Raw genomic sequence first — 17,266 nt, 5'->3', positions numbered from 1 at the left:
AGAAAATGAAAATATTCATTTGTGAAGACGATGTGAAACAACGTGAAAATATGGTTTCAATTATTAACAACTATATAATGATTGAAGAAAAACCGATGGAAATAGCGTTAGCGACAGATGATCCTTATGAAATTATTGAACAGTCAAAAGAAATGAATGATGTTGGATGTTATTTTTTAGATATACAATTGGAAGCTGATATTAACGGTATTAAACTTGGAAGTGAAATTCGAAAGTATGATCCTATTGGGAATATCATCTTTGTTACAAGTCATAGTGAACTCACTTACCTAACATTTGTCTATAAGGTATCTGCAATGGATTTTATTTTTAAAGATGATCCTAATCAACTAAAAACGCGAATAATAGATTGCATTGAAACTGCTCATACACGTTTAAAATTACTTTCAAAAGAAAGCAATGTTGAAACAATTGAATTAAAGCGTGGTAGCAATTCAATATATGTACAATATGATGATGTCATGTTCTTTGAATCGTCTACAAAATCCCATCGTTTAATTGCACATCTTGATAACCGTCAGATTGAATTCTACGGAAATCTTAAAGAATTAGCACAACTCGATGATCGTTTTTTCAGATGTCACAATAGTTTTGTTGTAAATCGTCATAATATCGATTCAGTCGATTCTAAAGAACGAATTGTAACTTTCAGAAATGGTGAGCATTGCTATGCCTCTGTACGTAATGTTAAAAAGATATAATATTAAAACCCCTTCATTTTAATATCTGAAGGGGTTTCTTAATTTCTTTTTTTAAGTTCTTCAATAACTTCTTCTAAACTTGGAATACTTTCAATAGCGCCATATTTAGTAGTTACTTTTGCAGCTACTAAATTACTAAATTTTAAAATTTCTTCTCCTTTTTCTTTAAATAGAGAAGTAATGTCTGTTAATTCTGTATTTAAAATTCTATTAATGACTGCACCAATAAACGCGTCTCCGGCACCAGTAGTGTCAACAGCTTCAACTTTATACCCTTGATGATGAATAATTGTCCCATCTTTTAAATAGGCTGTTGCTCCTTTGTCTCCTTGTGTATAGATAACTACTTCAACATTCCCTTTAAATAAAGATTGAATCGCTTTATGTTCATCACTTATTTCAGTAACAAATTCAATTTCTTCATCTGAAATTTTAATGATATTTGCTTTTGGAAGAAATGACTGAATAGTCGCTTTACACGCTTCTGCGCTATCCCATAATGGTAATCTAACATTTGGATCAAACACTATCATCCCATGAGCCGCTTCAAATTTTTCAATCATAGCAAGATGTGCATTTTTCATATCACATTCAATTAAGTCAACAGAACAAAAATGTAGAACATCTTGATTAGAAATATTAATTTCATCTAAATTCGAAGCATGATAAAGCATGTCAGCTGATGGTTTACGATAAAAAGAAAAATCTCGTTCTCCATTTTCTTTTAAACTAACGAATGCGAGTGCAGTATTAGCTGCATGTGTTCGTTTAATATATGTTGTACCAACGCCTATTTTCTCTAACGTCTCTACGATAATATCTCCAAAAGCGTCATTACCTAATTGTGTAACCATTTCTGTCCTACTACCTAATTTTTTAGCCACACTTGCCACATTAGCAGGTGCCCCGCCAACTTGTCGACTGAACTGCGTTACATCTTTAAGTTCAATATTTGTTCTATTTGGAATAAAATCGATTAATGCTTCACCAATAGCATATAACTTCCTCATTTATTTTTCTCTCCCTAAGTCATATTTAGTAAATTTTAAATAAACTTGACCTGTTTCTGTAGATGTGCGAATTGCTGTAGCATTTTCATCAGGAAAAATTCTTGACGTTAAGACACACTCTCCATCATTACAAAAAATTTCAATACTTGACGTATCCACAAAAATGTGTAATTGCTTTAATGGCGAATCTAAATATGTAGATCTTGTCACACCTTCAACATTACTAGGTAATGCACCACTTTCTGATCGATCTAATGTAATCTTTTGCTCCCTAGTATTATAAGAAATTAATGTTGAATTTAACTTAGATGCTCTTAATTCAAAATATATTTCTGTTGCTTCATTTTCTAAAATATCAATAATAAGCTCATATTGCGTACCCTCGTAAGGATGAAGTGTTGTATTATATTTGTTAGCATAACCTAATGCCGTTTCTTTATTTTGACGTAACGTCTCTAACGCTTTCAAAGGACGTTGGCGTAACCGTCCTTCTTCGATTGTTAACTCTCTAGGTATCGTTAAACAATGTGCCCAATCTTCTTCATCTGTAGGATAGTGAGTATCTGGTAATCCCATCCACCCAATTAAAATACGCTTACCATATTCATCTATAAACGTTTGTGGCGCATAAAAATCAAAACCATTATCAAGTTCTATAAATGTATCATGTTTGAATTCTAATGTATCGAAATTTAAATGACCGATTAGATATCCAGATTGATAAATATTTCTATATTTTTCATCTTTTGCATCAATACCTTGAGGACTAAAAATAATGACATCTTGTCCATTTAAACTAAAATAGTCTGGACATTCCCACATATAGCCAAAATCTTCTAGTTCGGTTGTAATTTCTCCAATATATTCCCATTGGTCAATCTGTCGATGTATCATTTTGTACAAAAGTAAACGTCCTAATTCTTGTTGAGTTTGGACACCTAATATTGCATAATATTCTTCATGATGTTTAAATACTTTTGGAACTCTAAAATGACTTGTATATCCTTCAGGTTGATGAGCAATCACAGGCTTATTTAATTTTTCGATTGAACCATCTTGTTTTACTTTTGCAATCATTTGACTCGAATATCTTTTCCATTCTTTATCTCGATGATTACCTGTATACATGTAATATAAGTTTCCTTCAAATTCAAAAGCACTTCCACTATATACCCCATGACTATCATAAATCGTATCAGGCTTTAATATAGGACCATTTGGTTCAAATGTCACTAAATCTTTACTAGTATAATTAAACCAATATTTCAGTCCATGCACAGCACCCAATGGAAACCACTGGTGAGATACATAGTATGTTCCGTTATAAAACATCAATCCATTAGGATCATTTAATAAACCTGTTTCAGGTTGAATATGAAAGTGTTGACGATAACTTGATTGTTCTATTCGATGCTTTAACGCTTCTAATTCATCTTTGTTCACATCTTCAATACGACGATAGCGTTGTTCTCTTGACCACTCAGTCATATTAGTCCTCCTAAATCATTAGTATTAATTTTATCACTTAATATCGTAACGGTAATTAGTCTTAAGACTTTACAATCTATAATTTAAAAAGCGGGAAATTGTACTTTTGATACTCCCGCAAACTTTGCAATATCTGATATGTTTTTCAATAGACTAATCATCTAAATTAATATCAATATAATATTAATTTTATCATATCGTGATTATCTTCAAATACTGTTTTACTAATGAAACTTTAACATTTTAAATATATATCAATACCTTTTATGTAATTTATTTAATTCCCCATAAAAATATGCCTTTTCACCATGCACAAGTTGATCTAAACCTGTCATATCTTCTTCAACGGTCGTAGCAAGGGACATAAAAATTGATAATGTCTTTCCAATAATAAAAGTTATAATAATCGAGTAAACGACTACTACTACAACTGCAATACATTGTATCCATATAGTATGTAAATGACCAGTATAGATTAATCCATCTAATATATCTTTATTAACTTTATGTGATTGAAATACACCAGTCAATATTGCACCAATCACACCCCCAACACCATGAATACCAAAGGCATCAAGTGTATCATTATATCTTAATTTTTCTTTTATAGAATTGACCACAAAATAACATGCTATACCACCAATCATAGAAATAATGTATGCACTTAAGTAGTTTACAAATCCAGCTGCTGGTGTAATGGTTACGAGTCCTGACAGTACACCTGATAATAAACCAAGTAAGCTTAACTTTTTATTAGAAAAGTATTCAAGAATCAACCAGCTAAATGCTCCTCCGCTTGCAGCGATGATAGTATTTACAAATGATATCACTGCTATATCATTTAAAGTAAACGCACTTCCTGTATTAAAACCGTACCATCCTATCCAAACAAAAATACCACCTATAAGTGTAATAAGTAAATTATTCGGCTGTAGTTTTTCTACTTTTTTTCCGTGACCTATCATTATTGCTAATACTAATCCTGATACTCCTGATGTAATATGTACCACAGTACCTCCAGCATAATCTAAAGCCTCAAGTTGTTGAATCCAACCACCGCCCCATACCCAATGGGCTACAGGACTGTAAATCATAATTACCCATATAAATATAAAAATGGTAAAAGGAATAAATCTCATTCGCTCAGCAATTGAACCTGATAAAATGGAAACCGCAATGGTACAAAACATCATCTGAAATAACATAAATAAGGCAAACGGAATATGTGGACTAAATTGAACATTCGTATTAAATCCTACATGTTGCAAACCAATAAAATCAAAATTACCTATCCAATCATTTCCATGACCAAAACTAAGAGAAAACCCAATGACCACCCATGTAAACGTAACAATAATGATAGCGGCCATACTTTGCATCACTGTATTTAAAACATTTTTAGGTTGAACTAAGCCTCCATAAAATAAACTCAATCCCGGTGTCATTAACCAAACTAATAAAATACACAGAAATAAAAAAATTGTGTCATCCATCTTCATTTTTACCACTTCCTTAAAAAACATCATATTAATAGTTTTTAAGAATAGCAAAAACACGTAAGATTAAATGACACAATTTGTCATATTACATTACATTTATAAAGAAAAACTTAAGCTTTTTGAACTGTGATTGTCCATGAAGCATCATCAAGTTGTTCATAGTTTGTTACAGGATACCCCTGTTCTGCTGCCCAGTTTGGAATTGCTTCAGTTGCTTGAGTGCAATCAAAGTCTATTTTTAATTCGTCACCATTTTTTAATGTTTCCATTTTCTTTTGTGCTTCAATAAGTGGAAATGGACATACCATTCCAACAGTTCCTAATTCGTATAACATATTCAGTCCTCCAATAATTAAGTTGTTTGAGTTTGTTTAGATATTTGAGTAGATTGAGCTGTTTGTTTTTGAATTTGTTTCATTGGTCTTACGAAAATAAAGTAACTCATAAACCATGTACCTAATATCATCGATGCTAAAGCAATCCAACCTTGCCAACTTAGTGTTGCAGTCGCCACTAATCCATTACCAATGGAACAACCGCCAGCAACTGAAGCACCAAATCCCATGCATATACCACCAATAGCACTATTTCTAATAGTAATTTTATCTGGTAAACGCCATTTAAATTCTTTTGCTCCTCTAGCAGCAATATATGATCCAATAAATATACCTAATACTAAAAAAACGCCCCAATCGATAAATTTTAAATCTCCACTCATTAAGAATTGAACAATATGTGCTGATGGAGTAGTGATACCTAATCCATCTTCACGTCCAGTAGAATAACTCATAGGCCATGCTAATAAAGCAATCAATCCTACAATAATTCCAGCTACAAATGGATGATAGCGCTTTTCAAATAAATAATGTCGTATTCCTGAATATCTTTGCTTTAATTTGGGTACAGCAATTTTGGGTTTTGGTTTACGTAATGTACGGATAACTAAGAATAATGTTACACCTGTTAATATAATAACTAATATCCAACTTGGTATGCCTGTCGTTTGTGACATACTAGCATTTACATTCGTTGGTTTATTAATTTTATTCATTAAAGGTAATAGAATTCCAGCTTTGGTAATTGTTGCTGATAAAGCATACATAATTAAAGCAACCCAACTACCAATTAATCCTTCCCCAGCTCGATACCATGTGCCAGTTGCACATCCGCCAGCTAATACTATACCAATACCAAACACAAATGAACCAATAATCGTACCTATTACTGGAAATGTTTGATAAGAAACTGTTAATACATCAAAACCAGTTAAAACTAGTAAGCCTATACTTTGTACTGTAATTGCCACTAACAAAGCATAAAACATTTTATTATTTTTTTGAACATACATATCTCTAAATCCGCCAGTAAGACAAAAACGTGTACGTTGCATAACAAAACCTAATAATAGGCCAACGATTAATCCACTAATAATCATCCAAATCAAATAAAACACCCTTTCCCGATTGATTTACTAAGGTATTATAATGGATTAACTAACCTATTTCAATATTTTCCATTGAATTAATATATTTATAAAAAAAGCTATAATGCAAATGCATTGTAGCTTTAAAAAATAATTTAATATTAATTTGAAGAGTTTTTCATAAAGAATAATAGTGATTGTAATTCGATACCTAAATCGATATGATGAACTTGAACATCATTTGGCACATCAATTCTAGCAGGAGTAAAGTTTAAGATACCTTTTACATCTGCCTTAATAAGTCGATCTGAAACAGATTGTGCCACACTTCCTGGTGTAGTAAGAATCACTACATTAATATTCTGTTTTTGAAGTTCAGATGAAATATCATCAATATGCTTTACTGTCACTTTTCCAACTGTTGTACCAACAATATCTTTATCAATATCAAATGCAGCTGTAATTGTCATTTCATCATGTATTGAAAAATTGTAAGTAAGTAATGCACGTCCTAAATTCCCTACGCCAACAATAGCAATGTGAATATTATTACTATCGCTAATCTCCGTTTTAAAGAATTCTAAAAGACTCTCAACGTTATAGCCATATCCTTTCTTACCTAACTCACCAAAATAAGAAAAATCTCTTCTTATCGTAGCTGATTCAATATCTAAAGCCTCACTAATTGTTTTAGAACTCACGCGATCAATACCTTTAATTTTTAATGAATTAACAAATCGATAATATAAAGGTAAACGTTTTAATGTAGCGCGAGGTATTTTTGATTGATTTTGAGGCATATGCAATGTCCCCCTTTTTGTTTGAACTTTTTGATCTATATATTCAAACTAACTAGAGTGCAATTAGTTATTTTAGTGAAATATATATAATGCCTATTATGGATACTGCAATATTATACCGTAACCTATTTCAAAAATAAATATCTTAGTTTCCTAAGCATACCTTATATTGTAAAATGATATAATAATGTCAAATTTAAAGTTAAATAAATGTGATTGTTACATAGATAGAAAGGTGAAACTTGAATGATACTTTTACAATTAAATGATATTTCAAAATCGTTTGATGGTGAAGATATATTTAATCATGTTAATTTTGAAGTTAAAACTGGAGAACGTATTGGCGTAGTAGGAAGAAATGGCGCTGGAAAATCAACGTTAATGAAGATTATTGCAGGTGTTGAAGATTATGATAGTGGTCATATTTCAAAAATCAAGAATTTACGTATTGGTTATTTAACTCAACAAATGACACTTGATTCTTCTCTTACTGTAATTGAAGAAATGTCAAAACCATTTGAACATATTAAGCATATGGAAACGCTTATTAATGATGAAACTGATTGGTTAGCCGCTCACGTTGATAGTTATGATTCAGAAGATTATAAACAACATATGGAGCGTTATGAATCATTATCTAATCAATTTGAACAACTTGAAGGTTATCAATATGAAAGTAAAATTAAAACAGTATTGCATGGTTTAAACTTTACTGAAGAAGAATTTGATAAACCCATTAATGATTTTAGTGGCGGACAAAAAACACGTTTATCTTTAGCACAGATGCTTTTAAGTGAGCCAGATTTATTACTATTAGATGAACCTACAAACCACCTCGACTTGGAAACAACTAAGTGGTTAGAAGATTATTTGAAATATTTTAAAGGTGCCATCATTATTATTAGTCATGACAGATACTTCTTAGATAAAATTGTAACTCAAATATATGACGTTGCTTTAGGAAATGTGAAGCGTTATGTAGGTAATTATGAGCAATTTATTACTCAACGTGATAAATACTATGAATTAAGAATGCAAGAATATGAAAAACAACAAGAAGAAATTAAACGTCTTGAAACTTTCGTGGAAAAAAATATTACTCGGGCTTCAACAAGCGGTATGGCTAAAAGTCGTCGAAAAACATTAGAAAAAATGGAACGTATCGATAAGCCAATGATGGATGCTAAAAGTGCTAATATCCAGTTTGGGTTTGATAGAAATACTGGCAATGATGTGATGCATATCCGTAATCTAGAAGTAGGTTATCAATCCCCTATCACTGCTCCTATTAATATTGAAGTTACAAAAGGAGACCATATTGCTATTATTGGGCCTAATGGAGTTGGAAAGACTACCCTTATCAAAACAATTGCAAATCGTCAAAAAGCATTAGGTGGAGAAATTACTTATGGTGCTAATTTAAACATAGGATATTACGATCAAAAACAAGCAGAATTCAAATCTAATAAAACAATATTAGATTATGTTTGGGATCAATATCCTATGATGAATGAAAAAGATGTCCGCGCTGTTTTAGGACGATTTTTATTCGTTCAAGATGACGTCAAAAAAGTTATTAATGATTTATCAGGGGGCGAAAAAGCACGTTTGCAATTAGCTTTACTTATGTTACAACGCGATAACGTTTTGATACTCGATGAACCTACTAACCATCTTGATATAGATTCTAAAGAAATGTTAGAACAAGCGTTAAAAGATTTTGAAGGTACAATTTTATTTGTTTCCCATGATCGATATTTTATTAATCAACTAGCAAATAAAGTATTTGATTTAAATAAAGATGGCGGTCAACTGTATTTAGGTGACTATCAATATTTTATTGAGAAAACAGAAGAAGCTTCTGCGTTAAAGGAATTTGAAGCGGAAAACAATAAAGATGAAACGCTTGATTTAGAAGACACCGATTCGTCAACGACTAATACATATGCTTCTCAAAAACAATATAAGAGAGAATTACGAAAAATTGAGCGTCAAATTGAGCAATGTGAAGAACAAATCGAAAAATATGAAGAACACATTACTCAAATTGATCAACAATTGACTCAGCCTGATATTTTTAATGATCCTATTAAGGCAAATGAACTTGCTGAGCAGAAATTAAGTATCGAACAACAATTAGAGAATGTTATGGCTGAATGGGAAGAATTACAAGAAAAAATTTAATACATCTAAGAAAACTAGTAAAAGTATCAAATTTTTACTAGTTTTTTATTTATTTCATTCACAAATTTATAAACAACTAAAATACTGATATCTCAGTTATCAACGAACTTATCCTAGTTATCCACAACGCGAACGATAATAATTCACATAACTTTTACACAACATTTAAACTATATTCACATCTTTGCCCCCTTTTTATCCACAAGATATTAACTATTTGTTGATAAGTACACACGTTCTCTATTGACATATATCATAAGTCAATATATTAACCTAATTAAATAAAAAAGTAATTGAAACTTATTTGATTTTAAGTTCAATTACTTTTTACTTTATTATTCAACTGTTACATCTTCAATATCTATATTATTTTTTCCATTTAAATCTAGAGATGAAGTTACACCAGCTTTATAGTAATAATATCCAGCAGCACCAATCATAGCAGCATTATCTGTACATAACTTTGAATTAGGTATTGAAAGTTTAATGTTATTTTCTTTACACAAATGATTTAATCGTTCTCTTAATCCTTTGTTACTAGCTACTCCGCCAGCTACAATAAGGTGTTCAACATGATAAGCTTTACAAGCATTAATAGCCTTTGTACTTAATACATCGACAACACTATTTTGGAAACTGGTAGCAACATCTTCTTTTTTTATGTCTTCATTTTTTTGTCGTTGATTGTGTAACTTATTAATCACTGCACTTTTTAATCCACTAAAACTAAAATCATAACTATCTTTTTCAAGCCATACTCTAGGAAAATGGTATGTGTCCTTTCCTTCCAAAGCAAGTGCATCTATAGCTGGGCCTCCTGGATATGATAAACCAATTGTTCTTGCTACCTTATCATAAGCCTCTCCTATAGCATCATCTCGTGTTTCACCAATTACTTCAAAATTTAAATGTGATTTCATATAAACGAGTTCTGTATGTCCACCCGAAACAATTAATGCTATTAAAGGAAAGACTAACGGTTCTTCAAGATGATTAGCATAAATATGTCCTGCAATATGATGAACAGGAATGACTGGCTTATTATAAGCAAATGCTAAAGCTTTTGCTGCATTAATTCCTATTAGAAGTGCCCCTATTAATCCAGGTCCTTGTGTAACAGCTATGGCATCGATATCTTCCATAGTAACATTAGCTGAAGATAACGCTTCATCAATTGTAGTCGTAATTCCCTCTACATGATGTCTACTTGCAACTTCAGGGACTACTCCCCCAAAACGTTTATGACTTTCTATTTGACTAAGTACAATATTAGATAAAATCGTATTTCCATTTTTTATAACACTTACACTTGTTTCGTCACAGCTTGTTTCAACCGCTAATATTAATATGTCTCTATTCATTTAAATTCACCCACATCACTAATGCATCCTCGCCTTCTCCATAGTAATTTTTTCTTTTACCGCCATATTGAAACCCTAATTTTTTATATACATGTTGAGCTATCACATTCGTAATTCTCACTTCTAAACTCATCACATCACAAGTATGCCTAGCATAGTCCATCACATAATTAAGTAATAGCTGACCTAATCCATAGTCTCTGAATGATTCTTTGATTGCTATTGTTGTAATTTGAGCTTGATCTATTACTATCCATAATCCTAAATATCCAATAATTTCTTCTTGAAAAATAACAACAAAGTATTTTGCGAAGTTATTTTCATTTAGTTCATGGTAAAATGCATCAATGGTCCATGAACTATCGTTGAAGCTTTCTCTCTCCATATCGAAAACACTTGGTACATCATCGACTTGCATCGCTCTAATGGTTAACTGTTCTTCTGTTGGTTTAACCAATTACGTTCCGCCTCTGACAATTTTATATAATTTGGTACAAACGTATGAATGTTCTCAGGTTGATGAATCAAGTGTTTCATGACAGTTGCATTAGGCAGTTTAGCCTCAATATCTCCATGTAGTAATTCAGATAATTTTTCCGTGTCCTCTCCTACAAACACATAAGGTTGATTTAAATCATTGAGTTTTTTATGCAACGCTTCTAAAGAAATATATTGGTCTTTTTCAATTGTATTTAATTGATTGTTTTCATATTGATATAATCCTGTATATACCGCTTCGCGACGAGCATCAAATATTGGTACGATAATTCTTTTATCATTCGTATCTATAGTAGCCGCTAATGCTTTTAACGATGATACACCATATAATTTAGTATTCAAAGCATAGGCTAATGTTTTCGCTACAGTAACGCCTATTCTCACTCCTGTATAAGAGCCAGGCCCTTTTGCAATAACAATCCCATCTAATTCTTGTTTTTTTAAATTCGATTCATTAAATAAGGATTGAATACTAGGCATAAGTTGGCTCGAATGATCTTTTTTACTATTTGTTGTTTTTATTGCTAAAACCTCATCATCGTTCATCAAAGCAATTGACATGGGTTGATTTGAAGTATCAATTAACAGTAAGTTCATTGTCTATCTCTTCCTTTATTTTAGTATAATGATAGCCTTTTGCTGCTATATTAATTTGTCGTTGATTTTCATTTATAGTCGTAATATTAATCACTAAATACTCTTCCGGAAGGAACTCCTGTATAAATTGACTCCATTCAATTATTGTAACAGCGTCATCTTCAAAGTATTCATTAAATCCTAAATCTTCATCTGAATCTTCTAAGCGATAACAATCCATATGATGAAGTTTTAACTCCTTACCTTTGTATGATTTTATGATATTAAACGTAGGAGAATTAATATTACGCTTTACTCCTAGATATTTACCTATAAATTGAGTCAACGTTGTTTTACCAGCACCTAAATCTCCATTCAATAAAATGACATCTTTTGAACCAACATGCTTCATTAAAATTTTAGCAAAATGTTCCATCTCATCTAAATTTTTGATAGGTATCATGTATTGTTCTCTCTCCTCATGTTTATTTTACACTTCGTTATTTCATCTAAATTTAACTTAATAATTGTAACAAACTTTACTAAAAATTTCTCATTAATAAAATATAAATCATTCCTCTAAATTGTTAGAAAATTCTAAAAAGAGTATTGACTTTAATATCTGTTTAGTGTAAATTAAATTTATCAAATTTTTATACAATTCTAACTATTCAAATAATCACCCATTCAAGAAAGGAGTATAATACCATGCAATCATTTACATATTCACTGTCACCACTAGAAAATTTAATTATTTTATTATACTCTTCAGGGCTGGAACTTTAGTAGCTTAATTTACTAAATGTTTAAGTCCTATTTCTCATTGAATGGGACTTAAAAACGTCCCAACTTTATTGGGGCGTTTTTTTATTTTAATAATTAGTAATTTATGGGGGAATGAATAAATGAGAAGTGACATGATAAAAAAAGGTGATCATCAAGCACCAGCAAGAAGCCTATTACACGCGACAGGAGCACTTAAAAGTCCTACTGACATGAATAAGCCTTTTGTAGCAATTTGTAATTCATATATCGATATCGTTCCTGGACATGTTCATTTAAGAGAATTAGCAGATATTGCAAAAGAAGCGATTCGTGAAGCAGGTGCAATTCCTTTTGAATTTAATACAATTGGTGTCGATGATGGAATAGCAATGGGACATATTGGTATGAGATATTCCTTACCGTCACGTGAAATTATTGCAGATGCGGCTGAAACTGTTATCAATGCTCATTGGTTTGATGGTGTATTTTATATTCCTAACTGTGACAAAATTACACCTGGAATGTTATTAGCAGCTGTTAGAACGAATGTCCCTGCTATCTTTTGTTCAGGTGGTCCAATGAAAGCTGGTTTATCTGCTCAAGGAAAAGCTTTAACTTTATCGTCTATGTTCGAAGCAGTCGGAGCTTTTAAAGAAGGTTCAATTACTAAAGAAGAATTTTTAGATATGGAACAAAATGCTTGTCCAACATGTGGATCATGTGCAGGAATGTTCACAGCAAATTCTATGAATTGTTTAATGGAAGTCTTAGGATTAGCACTTCCCTACAACGGTACAGCTTTAGCAGTAAGCGATCAACGTCGTGAAATGATTAGACAAGCAGCATTTCAATTGGTAGAAAATATAAAAAATGACATTAAACCTCGTGATATTGTTACGAAAGAAGCAATTGATGATGCATTTGCTTTAGATATGGCAATGGGTGGTTCAACAAATACTGTACTTCATACATTAGCAATTGCTAATGAAGCTGGAATTGAATATGACTTAGAAAGAATTAATGAAATTGCTAAAAAAACGCCTTATTTATCTAAGATTGCACCAAGTTCTTCTTATTCTATGCACGATGTTCATGAAGCTGGCGGATGTCCAGCAATCATTAATGAATTAATGAAAAAAGAAGGAACCCTACATCCAGATCGACTAACAGTTACTGGTAAAACATTAAGAGAAAATAACCAAGGTAAAGAGATTAAAAATTTCGATGTTATTCATTCTTTAGATGCTCCATATGATAAAGAAGGCGGATTGTCCGTCTTATTCGGTAATATTGCTCCTAAAGGTGCAGTAATTAAAGTTGGTGGTGTTGATCCTTCAATTAAAGTATTTAAAGGAAAAGCAATTTGCTTTGATTCACACGATGCAGCTGTAGAAGCAATTGATAATAAAACAGTTCGTGAAGGTCACGTAGTTGTCATTCGATATGAAGGACCTAAAGGAGGTCCGGGTATGCCAGAAATGTTAGCTCCTACATCATCTATCGTCGGAAGAGGTTTAGGAAAAGATGTTGCTTTAATTACGGATGGTCGTTTTTCTGGAGCCACTCGTGGTATCGCTGTAGGTCATATTTCACCAGAAGCAGCCTCAGGAGGTCCTATTGGTCTGATTAGAGATGGTGATGAAATTACTATTGACTTAGTAAATCGAACTTTAGACGTTAATCAGCCTCAAGAAGAATTGTATAAACGTAAAGAAGAACTTGAGCCTTTTAAAGCTAAAGTAAAAACAGGTTATCTTGCAAGATACACTGCTTTAGTAACCAGTGCAAATACGGGTGGTATTATGCAAGTCCCAGAAAATCTTATTTAAATTTAAGGAGCGATAAATATGTCAAAAACAAAGGAAAGTAATAAACAAACTGAAACACTTACAACTCGAAGCGGTTCTGACTTATTAGTAGAAGCACTTGTACACGAAGATGTTGATTTCATTTTTGGATATCCAGGTGGCGCAGTTTTACCATTATACGATACATTTTATGATGAAAAAATTAAACATATTCTTGCACGTCATGAACAAGGTGCTACCCATGCCGCTGAAGGATATGCACGTGTTTCAGGCAAACCAGGTGTCGTCGTCGTAACAAGTGGTCCTGGAGCTACAAATGCTATCACTGGTATTACTGATGCTTATTGTGATTCTCTACCCTTAGTCGTATTTACCGGACAAGTGGCAACCCCTGGTATTGGTAAAGATGCATTCCAAGAAGCTGATTTATTATCAATGACAACGCCAATTACAAAAGCTAATTACCAAGTTAAACATGTAGATGATATCCCTAGAATTGTTCACGAAGCATTTTATTTAGCAAATACTGGACGTAAAGGACCTGTAGTCATTGATTTCCCAAAAGATATGGGTGTTTTAACTTCTTCTGCTCCACTTGAAGAAGAGGTTCATTTACCTTCATATCAAGTAACTGAAAATCCAAATAAAGAAGATATTCAACAACTTTCTCAATATTTAAATCATGCAAAAAAACCTGTCGTTTTAGCTGGAGCAGGTATCAATCACTCAAAATCAAATGCTTTATTAACTGAATTTGTTACTCAACATCAAATTCCTGTTGTTACAACTTTATTAGGTCTAGGTGCTATTTCATATGAAAATCCCCTTTTCCTTGGTATGGGCGGTATGCATGGCTCTTATGCAAGTAACATGGCACTCACTGAATGTGACTTACTCATTAATTTAGGTAGTCGATTTGATGATCGTTTGGCTAGTAATCCTAACGAATTCGCACCCAACGCTAAAGTAGTACACATTGATATTGATGAATCAGAAATTAATAAAGTGATTCCTACAACACTCGGAATTGTTGCAGATTGTAAAAAAGTATTAGAAGCATTAGTTACTGAACATCAAAGTCATGCTACATACAAAGAATGGGTAGACCATTGTTTAGATAATAAATCAAAACATCCATTTAAATACAAAGAAGCTAATGATACATTTTGTCGTCCACAAGAAGCCATTGAATATATTGGTAAAATCACAAATGGTGAAGCCATCGTCACTACAGATGTAGGTCAACATCAAATGTGGTCAGCACAATTTTATCCTTTTAAACATCATAGTCAATGGGTTACAAGTGGTGGATTAGGAACAATGGGATTCGGTATTCCTTCAGCAATTGGTGCACAACTCGCAGCTCCAGATAAAACAGTTGTTTGTTTTGTAGGTGATGGTGGATTCCAAATGACCAATCAAGAAATGGCGTTATTACCTGAATATCACCTAAATGTAAAAATTGTTTTAATTAACAATGGTACATTAGGAATGGTAAAACAATGGCAAGATAAATTCTTTAATCAACGTTTTTCACATTCTGTTTTTAATGATCAACCAGATTTTATTAAAATGGCTGAAGCTTACGGTGTTAAAAGCTTCTTAATCGATCATCCTAATAAATTAAAAGCGCAATTAGATGAAGCTTTTAATTATGAAGGTCCTGCTTTAATTGAAGTAAGAATTTCTCCAGCGGAACCTGTAAACCCTATGATTCCTAGTGGTAAAGCTAATCATGAAATGGAGGGTCTAGAATGAACCGAACTTTAAAATTAAAAGTAGCTGACCAAGTCAGTACGTTAAATCGAATCACAAGTGCTTTTGTAAGATTACAGTACAATATCAATGAATTATATGTAAAACCTGCTAGTGAAGATGGCATATCTGATATGACAATCAAAGTTCATATTGAGGATGAAGATGTATATCGAATTTTAATTACTAAATTAAAAAAACAAGTCAGTGTTATTAATATTGAAGATGTGAATGATTAATTCTTAGATGATGCGCTAGCATTTTACATCAATTATCATATTTAATGTCTAACATCATGAAGTTAATTATTACCTTTTCAATATTCGGAATTTTTTAACTAATGGAGGAAAGTATTATGACAAAAGTTTATTATGATCAATCAGTAGAAAAAGATGCACTACAAGGTAAAAAAATCGCTATTATCGGTTACGGTTCTCAAGGCCATGCACATGCTCAAAACCTTAAAGATAACGGTTACGACGTAAGAGTTGGTATTCGTCCAGGTGATTCATTTAATAAAGCTAAAGAAGATGGATTAGATGTTTATCCAGTGGCTGAAGCAGTTAAACAAGCAGACGTTATTATGGTATTACTTCCTGATGAAATTCAAGGTAATGTATATAAAAATGAAATTGCTCCAAATTTAGAAGCTGGTAATGCATTAGCTTTTGCACATGGATTTAATATTCATTTTAACGTCATCGAACCACCTAAAGATGTAGATGTCTTCTTAGTAGCACCTAAAGGTCCTGGTCATCTAGTAAGACGTACATTTGTTGAAGGTTCAGCTGTGCCAGCATTATTTGGTGTTCAACAAGATGCTACAGGTCATGCACGTGACATTGCTTTAAGTTATGCAAAAGGTATTGGTGCTACACGTGCTGGTGTTATTGAAACAACATTTAAAGAGGAAACTGAAACTGACTTATTCGGTGAACAAGCTGTACTTTGTGGGGGAATTCATAAACTGATTCAAAGTGGTTTCGAGACATTAGTGGAAGCTGGATATCAAAAAGAATTAGCATATTTTGAAGTACTACATGAAATGAAACTTATCGTTGATTTAATGTATGAAGGCGGTATGGAAAATGTACGTTATTCAATTTCAAATACTGCTGAATTTGGTGACTACGTATCTGGTCCACGTGTCATTACTCCAGATGTTAAAGACAATATGAAAGAAGTACTTAAAGATATTCAAAATGGTAATTTCGCTAATCGCTTTGTTAAAGATAACGAAAATGGATTTAAAGAATTTTATGAATTGCGTGAACAACAACACGGTCATGAAATTGAAGCAGTGGGTCGTGAACTAAGAAAAATGATGCCATTTATTAAATCTAAAAGCATTCAAAAATAAAATGTAAGGAGATGTTA

The 17,266-nt window shown here is 32.2% G+C and carries 16 protein-coding genes and 1 pseudogene; 6 read left to right on the top strand and 11 right to left on the bottom strand.

Features of this window, described 5'->3' with window-relative positions; translation table 11 throughout:
• Positions 1–5: 5 nt before the first annotated feature.
• Positions 6–722, top strand: coding sequence for a quorum-sensing response regulator AgrA (agrA, locus tag NST64_RS04290; protein ID WP_002455088.1), 717 nt, complete (start codon positions 6–8; stop codon positions 720–722).
• A 38-nt stretch (positions 723–760) separates the two neighbouring features.
• Here the strand turns inward: agrA and NST64_RS04285 are convergent, their stop codons facing one another.
• From NST64_RS04285 to NST64_RS04260, 7 genes and pseudogenes are all read right to left on the bottom strand, one after another.
• Positions 761–1,732: a carbohydrate kinase family protein gene (locus NST64_RS04285; RefSeq protein ID WP_077700785.1), complete on the bottom strand. Its 972-nt coding sequence runs from the start codon at positions 1,730–1,732 to the stop codon at positions 761–763.
• A complete protein-coding gene (locus NST64_RS04280; protein WP_340731094.1) occupies positions 1,733–3,220 on the bottom strand; it encodes a sucrose-6-phosphate hydrolase in 1,488 nt (495 codons plus the stop codon). It abuts the gene before it with no gap.
• Between the two features lie 81 nt (positions 3,221–3,301).
• A pseudogene (locus tag NST64_RS11605) lies at positions 3,302–3,369 on the bottom strand (LacI family DNA-binding transcriptional regulator); the annotation flags it as partial.
• A 105-nt stretch (positions 3,370–3,474) separates the two neighbouring features.
• A complete protein-coding gene (locus NST64_RS04275; RefSeq protein ID WP_002448259.1) occupies positions 3,475–4,719 on the bottom strand; it encodes an ammonium transporter in 1,245 nt (414 codons plus the stop codon).
• Between the two features lie 110 nt (positions 4,720–4,829).
• A complete protein-coding gene (locus tag NST64_RS04270) occupies positions 4,830–5,054 on the bottom strand; it encodes a sulfurtransferase TusA family protein (protein ID WP_002448268.1) in 225 nt (74 codons plus the stop codon).
• 17 nt (positions 5,055–5,071) lie between these two features.
• A complete protein-coding gene (locus NST64_RS04265) occupies positions 5,072–6,160 on the bottom strand; it encodes a YeeE/YedE family protein (RefSeq protein ID WP_172457926.1) in 1,089 nt (362 codons plus the stop codon).
• Positions 6,161–6,303: 143 nt separating this feature from the next.
• Complete coding sequence (locus NST64_RS04260) at positions 6,304–6,942, bottom strand: redox-sensing transcriptional repressor Rex (protein WP_002455084.1); 639 nt, start codon at positions 6,940–6,942, stop codon at positions 6,304–6,306.
• A gap of 246 nt (positions 6,943–7,188) precedes the next feature.
• On the opposite strand from NST64_RS04260, the gene NST64_RS04255 reads away from it, so the two are divergent.
• On the top strand, positions 7,189–9,126 hold the full coding sequence (locus NST64_RS04255; protein WP_002448285.1) for an ABC-F family ATP-binding cassette domain-containing protein: 1,938 nt from the start codon (positions 7,189–7,191) through the stop codon (positions 9,124–9,126).
• Positions 9,127–9,461: 335 nt separating this feature from the next.
• On the opposite strand, the gene tsaD is transcribed toward NST64_RS04255, so the two are convergent.
• From tsaD to tsaE, 4 genes are read right to left on the bottom strand one after another with little or no spacing between them, the layout of a single operon-like run.
• The gene (gene tsaD, locus NST64_RS04250) at positions 9,462–10,487 is read right to left on the bottom strand and encodes a tRNA (adenosine(37)-N6)-threonylcarbamoyltransferase complex transferase subunit TsaD (RefSeq protein WP_107632473.1); all 1,026 of its coding nucleotides are present in this window, start codon (positions 10,485–10,487) and stop codon (positions 9,462–9,464) included.
• Positions 10,480–10,905, bottom strand: coding sequence for a ribosomal protein S18-alanine N-acetyltransferase (gene rimI / locus NST64_RS04245; RefSeq protein ID WP_370597081.1), 426 nt, complete (start codon positions 10,903–10,905; stop codon positions 10,480–10,482). Before rimI ends, tsaD begins: the two co-directional genes overlap by 8 nt.
• A gap of 11 nt (positions 10,906–10,916) precedes the next feature.
• Positions 10,917–11,582, bottom strand: a complete 666-nt coding sequence (tsaB, locus tag NST64_RS04240; protein ID WP_002448261.1) for a tRNA (adenosine(37)-N6)-threonylcarbamoyltransferase complex dimerization subunit type 1 TsaB — start codon at positions 11,580–11,582, stop codon at positions 10,917–10,919.
• Complete coding sequence (tsaE, locus tag NST64_RS04235) at positions 11,563–12,024, bottom strand: tRNA (adenosine(37)-N6)-threonylcarbamoyltransferase complex ATPase subunit type 1 TsaE (RefSeq protein ID WP_002448263.1); 462 nt, start codon at positions 12,022–12,024, stop codon at positions 11,563–11,565. Before tsaE ends, tsaB begins: the two co-directional genes overlap by 20 nt.
• A gap of 442 nt (positions 12,025–12,466) precedes the next feature.
• On the opposite strand from tsaE, the gene ilvD reads away from it, so the two are divergent.
• The 4 genes from ilvD to ilvC all read left to right on the top strand — a co-directional run bounded on the left by ilvD (position 12,467) and on the right by ilvC (position 17,249).
• Positions 12,467–14,155 (top strand): dihydroxy-acid dehydratase, encoded by a 1,689-nt coding sequence (ilvD, locus tag NST64_RS04230; RefSeq protein WP_002448260.1) that lies wholly within the window; start codon positions 12,467–12,469, stop codon positions 14,153–14,155.
• Between the two features lie 18 nt (positions 14,156–14,173).
• The gene (gene ilvB / locus NST64_RS04225) at positions 14,174–15,892 is read left to right on the top strand and encodes a biosynthetic-type acetolactate synthase large subunit (RefSeq protein ID WP_049417677.1); all 1,719 of its coding nucleotides are present in this window, start codon (positions 14,174–14,176) and stop codon (positions 15,890–15,892) included.
• The gene (locus NST64_RS04220; protein ID WP_002448278.1) at positions 15,889–16,128 is read left to right on the top strand and encodes an ACT domain-containing protein; all 240 of its coding nucleotides are present in this window, start codon (positions 15,889–15,891) and stop codon (positions 16,126–16,128) included. Before ilvB ends, NST64_RS04220 begins: the two co-directional genes overlap by 4 nt.
• A gap of 116 nt (positions 16,129–16,244) precedes the next feature.
• Complete coding sequence (ilvC, locus tag NST64_RS04215) at positions 16,245–17,249, top strand: ketol-acid reductoisomerase (protein WP_002448272.1); 1,005 nt, start codon at positions 16,245–16,247, stop codon at positions 17,247–17,249.
• The last annotated feature ends 17 nt before the right edge of the window (positions 17,250–17,266 follow it).

The sequence above is a fragment of the Staphylococcus sp. FSL W8-1268 genome, assembly GCF_038003965.1.
Lineage (GTDB): Bacteria > Bacillota > Bacilli > Staphylococcales > Staphylococcaceae > Staphylococcus > Staphylococcus hominis.
This window is presented reverse-complemented; position numbering and strand designations above follow the sequence as displayed.

Bases quoted from the DNA above. Each gene is read 5' to 3' on its own strand.
- NST64_RS04255 (WP_002448285.1), top strand. From the start codon at position 7,189: ATGATACTTTTACAATTAAATGATATTTCAAAATCGTTTGATGGTGAA.
- tsaB (WP_002448261.1), bottom strand. From the start codon at position 11,582: ATGAACTTACTGTTAATTGATACTTCAAATCAACCCATGTCAATTGCT.
- NST64_RS04270 (WP_002448268.1), bottom strand. From the start codon at position 5,054: ATGTTATACGAATTAGGAACTGTTGGAATGGTATGTCCATTTCCACTT.
- NST64_RS04280 (WP_340731094.1), bottom strand. From the start codon at position 3,220: ATGACTGAGTGGTCAAGAGAACAACGCTATCGTCGTATTGAAGATGTG.
- rimI (WP_370597081.1), bottom strand. From the start codon at position 10,905: ATGCAAGTCGATGATGTACCAAGTGTTTTCGATATGGAGAGAGAAAGC.
- NST64_RS04260 (WP_002455084.1), bottom strand. From the start codon at position 6,942: ATGCCTCAAAATCAATCAAAAATACCTCGCGCTACATTAAAACGTTTA.
- NST64_RS04275 (WP_002448259.1), bottom strand. From the start codon at position 4,719: ATGAAGATGGATGACACAATTTTTTTATTTCTGTGTATTTTATTAGTT.
- tsaE (WP_002448263.1), bottom strand. From the start codon at position 12,024: ATGATACCTATCAAAAATTTAGATGAGATGGAACATTTTGCTAAAATT.
- NST64_RS04285 (WP_077700785.1), bottom strand. From the start codon at position 1,732: ATGAGGAAGTTATATGCTATTGGTGAAGCATTAATCGATTTTATTCCA.
- ilvD (WP_002448260.1), top strand. From the start codon at position 12,467: ATGAGAAGTGACATGATAAAAAAAGGTGATCATCAAGCACCAGCAAGA.
- ilvB (WP_049417677.1), top strand. From the start codon at position 14,174: ATGTCAAAAACAAAGGAAAGTAATAAACAAACTGAAACACTTACAACT.
- ilvC (WP_002448272.1), top strand. From the start codon at position 16,245: ATGACAAAAGTTTATTATGATCAATCAGTAGAAAAAGATGCACTACAA.
- NST64_RS04220 (WP_002448278.1), top strand. From the start codon at position 15,889: ATGAACCGAACTTTAAAATTAAAAGTAGCTGACCAAGTCAGTACGTTA.
- tsaD (WP_107632473.1), bottom strand. From the start codon at position 10,487: ATGAATAGAGACATATTAATATTAGCGGTTGAAACAAGCTGTGACGAA.
- agrA (WP_002455088.1), top strand. From the start codon at position 6: ATGAAAATATTCATTTGTGAAGACGATGTGAAACAACGTGAAAATATG.